We start from the raw sequence: 12,877 nt of genomic DNA, 5'->3' as shown, positions 1-12,877 counted from the left end.
GGAGATTGATGCGAGCAATTCATTAGTCTAAAAAATGTGGAAAATACTCAACTTAAAAATCAGAACATTTTGATCATAGGATCCAATGGTGGAATTGGTTCCGCATTTGCAGAGACTTTGTTCAATGCTGGAGCTAATATTTATGGCACATACCGGAATCATAAACCTACAGAAAGTTTTTGGAATCAAGATCGATTGTACAGGTTAGATCTACACGATGAACTCGTGAATATACAGAATAGCTTTTCGAAAATAATAGAAGAATCCGATCCGACTACAGTCGTTATTGCGTCAGGTTCTGCTTATTACGGAGCATTTGCAGATATGAGTTTAGATGACATTCATCATACCTATCTTGTGGATTTGCTTGCTCCTGTGGCAATAGCTCAGATATCCAAAAGATTTTTTGAGAAAAAAGGCAAAGGACATATTCATATAGTGTCCGCGATTGCTGGGCTCCTTCCTGCTGTAAAGAATATGTCCATTTATACTTCAGCTAAGTTTGGTTTAGTGGGATTCGCACGCGCACTCGCAATGGAATGTGTCGGAACAAATGTAAAAGTTTCTGTGAGTTGTCCCGCAGGTGTTCGAACGGGTTTACCTGAAAATTCCTTAGGAGATAAGGATGGTTTTTTGAAGATTATTCAAGTTTTAAGTAAAAACTTTGAGAATCCGATGGAGGTTGTAGCAGGAATTATTGAAGCTTGGGAAAGTAGGGATGTGGTTGTTCTCCCTACTGAGAAAGCCAAGTCTTTAGCCAAAAAATAAACTTGGTACCGATGGCCGGAATCGAACCGGCAAGAGGTTGCCCTCGGTGGATTTTGAATCCACTGCGTCTACCAATTCCACCACATCGGCATATTGACCACGATAAATATCTAGTCTTCCGCTTCGATATATTTTCCCTTTCCACGGGCAACTATTTTGCCAATTTCATTCTCTATCTCAGCTCTATTCTCAATGACTTTTTTGTTCTTCTTAACAAACCATCCGCGTAAATGCAGAGGCTCATTTACAAAAGCGGGCTGTAAAAAACGAACAGTGAGTTCGCCTGTCTGGGTCTCAAAGTTCATCGCTTCATTGATTTTCATCATGATTTCATCTAATATAGTAGATAAAATTCCAGGATGGATCGTATCCGGTTGACCTTGGAATTTCTCATGACAGGTAAAATCTCCATAAGCTGTCTTTGTGTCTTCGTCGAAGGTGATTTTCAACTGTAGACCATCCTGATTATCTGGACTGGAACCAAAACTCATGTTTTTCTTAGCGACTGCCTTCATATTTTTTCATATTTCTGGGAATGAAGGCTTCTGTCAAGCAGATTTTAGCTTGAATGTATCAAGAAAGGGTGTCTTAATTCACGATGATAGATAGTAGATAGTTATGTTAACCGCACTTTTATTACTCCTCGGACTCTCTGGTGCGGGAGCGGGTCTTTATACTGCTTTACGTGAACCAACTTCCAAGAATCCCAATAAGGATTCAGGATCGGATCGTAATATCTCGGATTCTTCTGGTAGAAATGGATCCAATAGCGGTAACTATGAACAATCTTCAAAATCCAATTCGCAACCAAACCGCAATTCTAACAAAGACCAGCCTGAAAACCTGCCACTCGGAAATTACGGCTCATCGGATTCCAACGAATCAGGCTCCAATGAACGATCCCGCACATCCAAACCGCAAGTCACACATTCAGCCGATGACATCATTAGCAAAAACTCAAAATATTCGCATCATAGAAGACCGCTTCTCAATGCGGAAGCCTTAGTTGAGAAAGAAAATGTTTCTGGTGCTTTGGAGATCTATCAGAGAACGGAAGCAAGAATTCCAGACGAAGAAATTAAGAAAAAACTCATTCAGAATATTGAGGATCTAAAAGGTTACAATCAAAGACAAGAAGCAATCAATAATGAAGATTGGGATGACGATTCCGCATCAGGACAATTTCCTTCAGGTCCCATTCCACTCCGTGATTTAGCAGAAGCTATTCGAGAGATAGCAGAAGCACTTTCTGAATCTCTGCAAAGAGGATTCTATCCTCCAATGCCTTCAGGTATGGCTTCACCACCTTCCATGGGAGGATCTCAAGACCCGGGAGATTATTTACCTGGTGGACAGCCGAGCGGTGGAAGTCCAGGCCAAGCTATTTCTGGAACTCCAATTTATATTCCTTATCCAACACAACCTATTGCTCCACAGCAACCAGGATCGGACACAATGTCCGCTGGAGCTCAAGCTCCAAGTTTTGAAAGGCAACTTCCTCCAGGATATTTTCCTGCACCAATCGTCTATCAAGTAGTAGGTGGCAGTCCGAGTTCTCCTCCTAGTAGTATTCAACAACCAAGCAAGCCTACTTCTTATGCCGACCGCAACACAGGGCCAGAATCATTTGCTCCTTCAAAAGAGTCAGATGAGGTAGAATTTATTCCACCAGATACGCTTACGGATGATTCACCAGATGGTCCAATGGATTTACCAGAGGATACCTTCTTTACTCGCGAGTGGGATAAATTCAAAGACTTGCCATTGGTTGATAGGCGATCGGGTTTAGAACGCCGCATAAGAAAAGATAGGCGATCTGGACTCAACCGTAAAGATCGCAGATCAGGTGATGATAGACGTAAACAAGATCTATTCAAAGAAAGAGAAGAGTATCTTAAGCGCAAAGCAGAAGAAAAGAAGCAGCAACAAAATAAAAAAAGCCCTAAACCTGATGGAAGCCTTTCGGATAGTTTAGAACCTTATTATCCACCATCTCCGATACCTGAAGACCTACCAGATATCAATCTTCCTGATCCGGAAGAATTTACTCGTGAAGATGGAAAACTTTTTAAGCTAACACCTGAAGCAATTGAGCTTAGTACTATTGATCTTCCTGATCCGATCACTCAGAAAATACATGATTCCATAGACGAGAGCAAATTACCTGATCCATCTACAGGAGTTCTACCTACTCAGAATCCTGGAGATGAGATCCAACTTCCGGAACCTGAGAATTTCAAAACAACGCCAGATAGCCCTGTCTCAAATCTGGATCTGCCACAAGCATTTGATCATGAAAAACCAGAAACGAAGGATGAGCTACCGCAAGAAATAGCTGGACTTCCGTCGATTGGTCTACCTGATCCCGAAGATTTTCAATTGGATGGTCGAACTCCTGATGGTATGCCTCGTCCGATGGGCGAGCCGGATCTGGATGATGTAGATTCACCTGATATTGAAATTGTCGATGGCGACTTAGACGAACAACTAGGTGAGCTTGACCCGAAAGAGGAAGAACAGGAACCCGAAAAAATTCTCCATGGTGTCCTCGAGCTCAAACCCCCAGAAGTTGATGATGCTCCATTCTTGACTCTTACCTATGACTTCGGTAAAATTCCACATGGCTTTCGCTTATCTAAAAATTACTCGATCATGGAATATTCATACTTTAAATACAAACCGATGTTAATGAAAGCTCAAGAATTTGCTCGCAGGAAAATGCTAAAGAATGCCTTAAATTACTACCGGGTTATAAAATCCCAAAATATCCCTCCGGAAATGAGAAAAATGATCAACCGTAACATTCGGGATATCACCGAATTTATGGAGAAATTTCTTATGGCCAAAGGCGGCTAGAGTCTAACTAATAGAACTAGTCTAAATATTAAGAGGAAATATATGCCGCAAGTAACATCGCAAGCTCCAGAATTTAAGGCAACTGCCGTAATTGGAGAATCTTTCAAAGAAATCAAATTATCAGAATACAAAGGGAAATGGGTTGTATTGTTTTTCTATCCATTGGATTTTACTTTTGTATGCCCAACTGAAATCATTGATTATGACACAAAGTTGGACGAATTCAAAAAATTGGGTGCTGAAGTTTTGGGTGTCTCTATCGACAGTGAATATTCACATCTTGCTTGGAAGAAGACATCTAGGAAAGAAGGCGGAATTGGTGACATTCGTTATCCTTTGATTGCTGATGTAACAAAAGAAATTTCTAAAAGTTTCGGAGTTTTATTGGATACAGGCGTTGCGCTAAGAGGAACATTTATCATTGATCCAAGCGGAGTGATTCGTCAAGCAACGGTAAATGACTTACCTGTCGGAAGAAATATTGATGAAGCGATTCGTCTCATCAAAGCTTTTCAATTCGTTGAAAAACATGGTGAAGTCTGTCCTGCCAATTGGGACGAAGGTAAGAAATCTATGAAAGCTGATCCAAAAGGATCTAAAGAGTATTTTTCTTCCGTAAATTAATTTCGAACTCAAACTTAGCTCAGTAAAAATTATTATTTATACTGAGCTCAAGTTTGAAAGACTGGACTAGGACAATCGGGGTAGGATATGCACACATTAGAAACACAGGAAACCACAGAATCAAACTTTTACGAAGCAAGTAATTTTCCAAAAGGGTTATCTAAGCGTGTTGTAGAATCGATTTCTCATATCAAGAATGAACCAGGTTGGCTTACAGAATTTCGTCTAAAAGCACTAGAAATCTATTTATCCAAACCAATGCCAACTTGGGGTTTTATCCCTCAGGCAAATATCGATCTAGATAATTATGTACATTATGTTGGATCCAATCAGAAAAAAAAGAAATCTTGGGACGAAGTCGATCCTGAGATATTAAGAAGTTTTGAAAAATTGGGAATCCCAGAGCATGAGAGAAAATTTCTCGCAGGAATCGAGACAATGAATGATTCCGAGACAATTTATGCAAATGTCAAAAAGGAATTAACGGATCTAGGAATTATTTTCTGTGACATTGACACAGCGATCCAAGAATATCCAGACATTGTTAAAAAATATTTGGGAACAGTTGTTACGATTGGTGACAATAAATTCTCAGCTCTCAACTCTGCCGTGTTTAGTGGTGGTTCATTCGCCTATGTTCCGAAAGGTGTGAAGACTCCCATGCCTCTTCAAGCCTACTTTAAAGTAACAGCAGAATCATCCGGACAATATGAACGGACATTGCTAATTGCAGATGAAGGCGCACATATTGAATACAGTGAAGGATGCACTTCTGTTCAAGACAAAGGAACGAATTTTCATACAGCCGTAGTCGAGCTTGTTGCACTTGATGGTGGACGAATCGAATATACAACGATTCAAAATTGGAAAAAAAATATGTACAACTGGACCGTGAAACGGGGACTCTGTCATGCAAATGCTCATATAACATGGACAGATTGTAACATCGGCGCCAATACAATCAAATATCCAGGAATTGTTTTATTAGGGGACAACTCAACTGGGGATGTACTCTCATTAGCATTTGCTGGTAAAGGGCAAGTGCAAGATACGGGAGCTCGAATCATTCATGTAGGTAAGAATACAAGATCCAATATACTTGCCAAAGGTGTATCTCTTGATGGAGGAATTAATTCCTATCGAGGCCTAGTCAAATTCGAATCTTCATCTCAAGGTGCCTTCAGTCATGTCAAATGTGATGGCTTGATGATGGATGATAGATCGCAGTCTCATGCTTATCCCTATAATGATATATCTGGTAATCATGGTACTTTGAATTATGAAGCCACAGTTTCGAAGATAGACGAAGACCAATTATTCTATCTTCAGTCTCGAGGATTGTCAGAAGACGATGCAAAATTGCTGATTATCAATGGATTCTGCGAAGGTGTTACAAAACATTTGGATGTTGAATATTCTGTTGAGATGACCAAGCTCATTCGCATGATTCTTGAAGATGGAAAAGTGATCGAAGAGAATTGATTGCATGAAAGAAGAAATTTTCAACCCGAAAGGAAAATTGATTCCAGAACTCCAAGAGTTCTTAGTTCCATTGGGTGAGCCAAAATTTCGCGCAACACAGATTTTTGAAGGAATCTATAAACATCGTTATCGGACTTGGGATGAATTTACGAATCTTCCTACCGCACTACGAGAGAAATTAAAGAATCATACAGATTTAGAAGAACTTACTGTATCCCATCATCTTGTTTCTGCTGATGGAACCCAGAAGTTTAGTTTCGCTCTATCTCCCGGAAAAGAAATTGAGGCAGTTTGGATTCCTCGCGGAGATGGGGAACGCAAAACAATCTGCATATCATCTCAAGTTGGTTGCACTCTAAATTGTAAATTCTGTGCAACTGGTAAATTGGAATTTCAAGGCAATCTAACAACATGGCAAATTCTTGACCAAGTTTTAACTGTTGAACGAATTGTCGGAGATAGAGCAACTAACATAGTATTTATGGGAATGGGTGAACCATTGCATAATTACTTCGAAGTAATCCGCGCGGCAAAAATCCTAAATCATGAAAATGCCTTCCATTTAGGTGCAAAACGAATTACAATTTCTACAGCAGGAGTTGTTCCTGGAATACACCGATTTATTGACAATAAAGAACCTTTTAATTTTGCCATATCCTTGAATCAACCTGACCCGAATACCCGCAGTGATATCATGGATGTAAATGACAAGCATGACTTAAGCAAATTGGTAGACTCTGCTGCGAGATTCGTGCGAGAGCTGGATCGGTTTATCACTTTTGAATATGTTATGATTCCAGGTGTCAATATGTCATCCGATCATATTAAGCTTCTTGGCAAAATTGCCAAAAAAGTTGATAAATGCAAATTTAACGTTATTCCGCTGAATACAAGTTTTCATGGATGGTCGCGCCCAAGTGACTCCGAAGTCGAACGTTTTGTCCAGGGACTCAAGAAAGAGTCACGGGTACCTGTTATGAATCGCCGTTCTCCAGGTAAAGAAATCGGGGGAGCTTGTGGGATGCTAGCTCTCAGTCGCGATGAAGAAATAGTTTCCATTTCCTAAGGCTTTCTGATAATCGTATTAACGATTATGAAATCTCCAAGATTTTCCATTCTCCTTATTATCTGTTTACTGAATATCGGATTCTTAGCTTCCTGCAAAGATATTATTGAAGAGCAATGCAATGGGGCTTGCGATTATTTTGTTCGCTGCGTAGAAGAGGCGAGAAATATCAAATTAAATCCCAATGATCGAAGTTCGGGTAAGATTCAATGTGTGCAAGGTTGTACAATGATTCAAGGTGATATCTTGAGATGTTACGAGGAAGAGCCAGATTCTTGTGACGGTTTTCGTGAGTGTATTTTACAAAGTGGCGCTTTAGAATGAAAAATATTTTTGTTTTGATCGCTGGACTGTTTGCCATTGTCTATCTATCAACATTGACTCTTGATGTCATCGACATCGACTCATCCCAATACGCAGAAATTGTGCGAGAGATGGTGAGTAATGGCGAATATACTAAAATAACTGACAACGGACGTAAGTATTTAGATAAACCGATTTTGACTTTTTGGACTATCGCTCCATTCTTTAAATTTCTAAGTATAAGCAACTGGGCGTTTCGCCTACCATCAATTATAATCACATTTCTTTCCGTTTGGGTATTGTTCAAATTGGTATTTCTCATTTGGGAGAATGAGAGAAGGGCATGGATTGCATGTCTATCTTATCTAGCAGCACCTGGATTGTATGCTATGGTTGTAGATCCAAAAATTGATGTTTACCTAACAGCTTATATTTTATTTACGCATTACTTCTATTATATGGGTCGGAAGAGAAATCCATTCTATTTCTATCTTATGTATATATCCATGGGACTCGGGTTTATTACCAAAGGTCCCATATCCATGGTAATTCCTGCAATTTCAATTGGCGGAGATATACTTTTTCGAAGGGATTGGAAATTGCTTGGGTCTCTTCGAATTGTAACTGGTCTTCCGTTAACAATTTTTTTCCCGTTATTGTGGTCTTATTTTCTTTATCAAGAGTATTCAACCTATGGACCATCATTTTTTCTATGGATACAATCCTTTGGAAGATTTTACAAAGATTTATATGATGTTAAATATGATCCTTTTTATTTCTACAAAACTTTCGCTTGGGGATTTTTAACATTTTTTCTTCCATTGGCAACGACTGCCTTTTTTATCGCATTTAGATTTATTAAGAAAATTTCGTTCAAAGAATTCTTTCGTAAAATTAGAGAAAATGAATATAAAGATCGAGATTTTACTTTTGGATTCTGGTTATTCTTATTTCTATTTTTGATATCTTTTTCTAAATTCCAACTTCCACAGTATGTCTATTGGGTATTGCCAGCCGGTGCGATTCTTTTTTCGGGAATAGTTGAAGAAGATTTGTTCATGAATGATACGAGAAGGACAAGATTTTCCTATCTGATAATAGGTTTTTTGTATTTTGCTTTTATTTTATTTATTCCCTATTTTATTCTCGAAGATTTTTGGTCGGTATTGTGGATCCCCATTCTTGCGATACTGATACTAGTTTATATCTTAAGAAAGATTCCTCTAGAATTGGCACTTCCCATTGTTGGATCATTCGGTTCTTTACTGCTTGTAAGTCTCTATATATATCCACTGCTTGTAAGCTACCAACCAGCTTCAGAAATTGGTGCAAAGGTACGAGAGATCGAACCTGCGAAAGAAATATTGTATACCTACAGAATTTCAAGTTCTAAAAGATCCTATGGTTTTTATTCAAAGCGACTTTTTAGAAATGTGTATGATAAAACAAAATTTCTAACAGTATTGAATGAAGAATTTACAAGACTAGTTGTTCTACCGGAAGATAGTCTGAAAAATTTTGAGGAATTTATGGACAATCAAATTGAGACTGAGGTTGTTCTATCCAAAGATTCATACAAAGTAGCTACTCCAAAGTTAGAATTCTTTCTCAAGAACAAAAGAAATTTTTTGACAACAAAAATATTGCTTATAAAAGTCAAAAAAAAGCAGTGAAGATTTCCATTTGATCCGATTTTATAATTAGGCTAAGTGCTAAATTAGAAGAAGTGTTTTCTTTTTCTATTTAGCAATAAGTTGTGTATATCTGGTTAACTGGGGTCCTTCTTCTTACAATAACCCGAAGGACCTGTTTTTTCTAATCTTCAATTTCCAAATTTTCTAATGTTTCTAAGAAACCAATCTGCTTCAGTGGGGCAAGATCAACCATATCATCGGCATCCAATATCAATCTATCGTCAACACTATATGCTTGTAGAAGACTTGCACATGCAAGATGATTCGCGCCCAATCTCGTATGAGCTCGCGCTTTGATTACGAGCAATTCCACATCCACTTCACCATTGAATTGAACATATTTATCGATAAAATAGACTGAGTTTTCTGGATCACCAACCAGTAGATAACAAAGCCCGAGAATATCATAATGCAAGAAATGATCTTCCGTATCCATACGAAGAGATTTTTTGAGTGCTGAAATTGCTGAATTGTAATCGCCTCTTTGAAAGAACAGACTTCCAAGTTCAGCCCACATATCCTTTCTTCGAATCCCACGTCCTCGAGTGAGCGTTTCTTGAGCGAGTGCCAGTTTTAAAACATCAATCGCCTCATTGGATCTTTCCATATCTTTGAGAAGGGATGCGAGTGTGAGATAAATTTCTAGATTGTCTTGGAATACCTTAGATGCTTTGGCAAGTAGGGTTTTTGCAGCTTTGAAGCGCTTAGTTTTGATAAGATAGCGAGCATACAGCAAATAACTCCAAGAGTTCTGGGGATAACTCTCAATCAATTGTTCATAGATGTTCTGGGTTTCGTCTGGGTTCCCAACCAGGTGCAAACACCAAGCCTGCCTGGATCGGATCTTTAGAATGGTATTTTCGTCTTTTGTAAAAGCCAGGGCTTTATTGAAGCTATTGAAGGCTCTTGTATAATCTTTCGATTTTTCTTGATCGATGGCTATTTTTGTGAGGGTGAGAAATTGATCCATTTTTTTTGAAATTCACTTAAGCTCTCGCTAATTTCTCCGATGATAGAATTGGGAGTAACTTAAAATGCAAATATCTGGATACAACCAAGCTCAAACAAATGCTTCGAATATGATTGAGAGGATAGCCAATCTGCCCAAGGAGATATTCCAAGCGCAGATGGATACATCCGAAAAACTCATGAAGCTCGCAGTTCAACAAAACATCCAAGCACAAACTGGCAAAGAACGGCTTTTGGATACTATAGCATAATAGTTTGGTCAATTTTATTTTTCCAAACTGTTGAATACTGGTCTCTTTTTCTCATGAAAAGCAGTTATGATTTCTCGAAAATCATGAGAATCCAAAAACCCTGTATTCCAAGCAGCTACAAATTGTAAACCATCGTTTACAGATTTATCCATACAGTAATTCATCACAGCTTTGACTCCGCGAATCACTAGTGCTGGGTTGTCTGCAATTTCCTTGGCTGTTTTCTTGGCACCTACTATTAGATCTTCATAATTATCGAATACTTTAGTAACAAGTCCCATCTGCAAAGCTTCTTCACCTGAGATATCCTTGCCTGTCAGAGCAAGTTCTCTTGTATGTCCTTGTCCAATGATTCCGGGAAGTCTATTAAGAGAACCCATATCAGCGACAATCGCAACTTTAGCTTCCCGTAGTGAAATCATTGCATCGGTTGTGCAGTAACGAATATCTCCGCAAGCCATTAGATCAAGACCACCACCAATGCAATGTTTGTGGACGGCAATGATTGATGGTTTTGGAGAATTTTGAACTTCGTTGAGACCTTTTTGCATATCGATGATCAGTTTATAGAGTTTCTCTCGGTGATCTGCAATCTCGCCTTGGAAAACTCCCTTGAATTCTTGGAAGAATTGAGATAGATCCAATCCAGTTGAAAAGGATTTACCTCGACCTGCGATGATAAAGGCACGAATGGATTTCTCTGCATTGATCTCTGCTACAACTTCAGGAAGGTCTCTCCAAAAAGACCAATCCATAGCGTTTCGTTTTTCCGGTTTGTTCAGATATACAGTTGCTACAGCGTCCTCTTGCTCTATTTCGAAAAATTCAAATTTTGTTTTCATTTGGAACCACCTAGTTTTGGCTGTGCAGTTTGTTCGATTTTTGAAAATTTCCAGAGTTTGTTTTTTACAAAAAAGAATAAACCAAATCCAATCAGTGCCAATGAAATATACTGAGATTGGCTAAATCCATGCCAATAGTATCCGGTTAGAAATTCAGGATTCTGGGATGAGTCGGGAATATTGGACATATTGGGTGGATCAATGAATGGAAAAACAGCCTTGTTGACTCTTAAGAATTCAATGATCAATCGAGCAAAGCCATGAATCATAAGAAACTGGCAGGTAAGACTGAATTTTGGAAAAGGCTGAAACCTTGCCCAGTAATGGAAGTATGCAAAATAACCAAAAGCCATGATGGATTCCATAACAGGAGTATTCCAGACTGGGACGCCAGATGGATGAGCACCGTGGAATTCAAAAACGAAGAAGGGAATGCTTGCATCAGTCGCAAATCCATAACAACCATCACCAGATACAAAGCATCCAAGTCTTCCGATCGCATAACCAATAGACATTGAAGACGCGATTGAATCCAAATAAGATCCATAGTCTAGATGCTTTACTTTCATATAAAGATAAACGAATAGAAAACCTGTGAGAAAGCCTCCATAGAAAACCAAGCCACCACCAGAGAATAGAGAACTCCATACTCCAGGCTGTCCAGGAAATCCACTCCAATGAGTTAGAGGGTATAAATATTTTCCATCGAATCCTGGCATAGATACAAAAATCTGATCCCAAATTTCAAATATAAAAAATACTTTTGCGCCTATCAATGTTCCAATGATTCCGAGAAGGATCATATTGTCCGAATGGGCAGGTTCGAGTCCTCGCCTCTTGAATTCTCTGGGTAACATGTAAGAGGCAACTAAAAATGCCAGCATCATCAAAATGCTGAAAGTGGATGGGCCATCCCAACCGAACGGATTAGGAATGGGTATTCTATCGATCATATTTACTTTTTGAATGGGTTTCTAGTTTTGAGCAATCAAAATATCTAGTCGAGGTTGATGAATTCTTCTGGATCCATTGGTGAATCCAAACCAATTCTAACTTCGTAGTGAACATGGGCACCAGTAGCCTTACCCGTCTGTCCAACAAGAGCAATTTTATCACCACGTTTTACAACATCACCTTCTTTTACAAGAATCTGAGAGCAATGTCCATAGAGGGTAAAAAAGCCATTATCATGATTGATCCGAACACTTCGTCCAAGTCCACCAGTACTAAATTCGGTTTTTGGAATATACCCAGATGCAGTTGCATAGATAGGAGTTCCTTCGGCTGCAGCAAAATCGATTCCCGAATGGAACTCACCCACAGGTAAAATCCCAAAAGGATCCATACGATTGCCCCAAGATGAAGTAACATTTCCGACACCTGCACCTAATGGTCTTCCTCTAGGAATATTCAAAAATATTGATTCTCTCATATCCAGATAATCGATTCCATTATGGAAGACAGGTTCGAGTTTCTTGAGACGAACAGACATCTCCGAATACGCAAGTACAGTCTGTGGATATAAATTGAGATTGGTCTCCATCTCGTTGTAATCTGGACGAAGTAGGGTGATTTCTGGGAAATAGTCTTGAGTGATCAACCTTTTCCATGAAACTTCGTCCCAAGCGAGCATGTTGAGTTTTTCGGTCTGGGATTCCAGATCGCGGACAGATTCTTCCAAATCTTCGGAAAGTAAGTTGTAGTAGATGAACGTCGTCTGGTCTTGGTTGGACGTCAGGAATATCTCCTCATTTCTATCAAAAATAAAGCTGTAATAAACCAAAAATCCCAAACTGAGAACAAAAAGTAGGCTTGCGAGAAAGCTCAAGAAGAGAAGCATCGAAAAAGACATATCTAGGCTGATTACGACCTTTTCGGAATGCGGAATGACCATAAAAGAGATTTTTTCCCGACCTTTGATCTGCCATTTTTTGAATCGGTTTCGCATGCGGATGTACTTCATCTGCATCTTTTCATAGAGAGTAACCGTTTGGGTTAAATTTTCCAAGCCACTTCCTTTGA

Annotated in this window: 13 protein-coding genes and 1 tRNA gene; 8 read left to right on the top strand and 6 right to left on the bottom strand. The window is 39.1% G+C overall.

The genetic code is table 11. The features are described from left to right. The first annotated feature begins 36 nt into the window (after positions 1-36). Positions 37-768, top strand: a complete 732-nt coding sequence (locus O4O04_RS12720; protein ID WP_272532118.1) for an SDR family NAD(P)-dependent oxidoreductase — start codon at positions 37-39, stop codon at positions 766-768. Positions 769-771: 3 nt separating this feature from the next. Here O4O04_RS12720 and O4O04_RS12715 read toward each other — a convergent pair. Further along, positions 772-858 (bottom strand) — tRNA-Leu (locus O4O04_RS12715). 20 nt (positions 859-878) lie between these two features. Then, positions 879-1,283 (bottom strand): PaaI family thioesterase, encoded by a 405-nt coding sequence (locus tag O4O04_RS12710; protein WP_272532117.1) that lies wholly within the window; start codon positions 1,281-1,283, stop codon positions 879-881. A gap of 103 nt (positions 1,284-1,386) precedes the next feature. On the opposite strand from O4O04_RS12710, the gene O4O04_RS12705 reads away from it, so the two are divergent. The 6 genes from O4O04_RS12705 to O4O04_RS12680 all read left to right on the top strand — a co-directional run bounded on the left by O4O04_RS12705 (position 1,387) and on the right by O4O04_RS12680 (position 8,772). Beyond that, a complete protein-coding gene (locus tag O4O04_RS12705) occupies positions 1,387-3,624 on the top strand; it encodes a hypothetical protein (protein ID WP_272532116.1) in 2,238 nt (745 codons plus the stop codon). 42 nt (positions 3,625-3,666) lie between these two features. Beyond that, positions 3,667-4,248, top strand: coding sequence for a peroxiredoxin (locus O4O04_RS12700; protein WP_272532115.1), 582 nt, complete (start codon positions 3,667-3,669; stop codon positions 4,246-4,248). An 87-nt stretch (positions 4,249-4,335) separates the two neighbouring features. Then, positions 4,336-5,730, top strand: a complete 1,395-nt coding sequence (sufB, locus tag O4O04_RS12695) for a Fe-S cluster assembly protein SufB (RefSeq protein WP_272532114.1) — start codon at positions 4,336-4,338, stop codon at positions 5,728-5,730. A gap of 4 nt (positions 5,731-5,734) precedes the next feature. Continuing rightward, entirely contained in the window at positions 5,735-6,796 is a 1,062-nt protein-coding gene (gene rlmN, locus O4O04_RS12690) for a dual-specificity RNA methyltransferase RlmN (RefSeq protein ID WP_272532113.1), read from the top strand. Positions 6,797-6,823: 27 nt separating this feature from the next. Continuing rightward, the gene (locus O4O04_RS12685) at positions 6,824-7,120 is read left to right on the top strand and encodes a Cys-rich protein (RefSeq protein WP_272532112.1); all 297 of its coding nucleotides are present in this window, start codon (positions 6,824-6,826) and stop codon (positions 7,118-7,120) included. After that, entirely contained in the window at positions 7,117-8,772 is a 1,656-nt protein-coding gene (locus tag O4O04_RS12680) for an ArnT family glycosyltransferase (protein WP_272532111.1), read from the top strand. The genes O4O04_RS12685 and O4O04_RS12680 overlap by 4 nt, the downstream gene beginning before the upstream one ends. A 142-nt stretch (positions 8,773-8,914) precedes the next feature. On the opposite strand, the gene O4O04_RS12675 is transcribed toward O4O04_RS12680, so the two are convergent. Further along, on the bottom strand, positions 8,915-9,763 hold the full coding sequence (locus O4O04_RS12675; protein ID WP_272532110.1) for a tetratricopeptide repeat protein: 849 nt from the start codon (positions 9,761-9,763) through the stop codon (positions 8,915-8,917). Positions 9,764-9,827: 64 nt separating this feature from the next. On the opposite strand from O4O04_RS12675, the gene O4O04_RS12670 reads away from it, so the two are divergent. Further along, entirely contained in the window at positions 9,828-10,013 is a 186-nt protein-coding gene (locus O4O04_RS12670; protein WP_272532108.1) for a hypothetical protein, read from the top strand. Between the two features lie 14 nt (positions 10,014-10,027). On the opposite strand, the gene O4O04_RS12665 is transcribed toward O4O04_RS12670, so the two are convergent. Genes O4O04_RS12665 through O4O04_RS12655 form a run of 3 tightly spaced genes read right to left on the bottom strand, consistent with a single transcriptional unit; the run spans position 10,028 to position 12,863 of the window. Further along, positions 10,028-10,855: a crotonase/enoyl-CoA hydratase family protein gene (locus O4O04_RS12665; RefSeq protein WP_272532107.1), complete on the bottom strand. Its 828-nt coding sequence runs from the start codon at positions 10,853-10,855 to the stop codon at positions 10,028-10,030. Next, a complete protein-coding gene (locus tag O4O04_RS12660; RefSeq protein WP_272532106.1) occupies positions 10,852-11,808 on the bottom strand; it encodes a prolipoprotein diacylglyceryl transferase in 957 nt (318 codons plus the stop codon). Before O4O04_RS12660 ends, O4O04_RS12665 begins: the two co-directional genes overlap by 4 nt. 44 nt (positions 11,809-11,852) lie before the next feature. Then, positions 11,853-12,863: a M23 family metallopeptidase gene (locus O4O04_RS12655; protein WP_272532105.1), complete on the bottom strand. Its 1,011-nt coding sequence runs from the start codon at positions 12,861-12,863 to the stop codon at positions 11,853-11,855. Between the last annotated feature and the right edge of the window lie 14 nt (positions 12,864-12,877).

The organism is Leptospira sp. GIMC2001 (assembly GCF_028462125.1).
In the GTDB taxonomy this organism is placed as follows: domain Bacteria; phylum Spirochaetota; class Leptospiria; order Leptospirales; family Leptospiraceae.
This window is presented reverse-complemented; position numbering and strand designations above follow the sequence as displayed.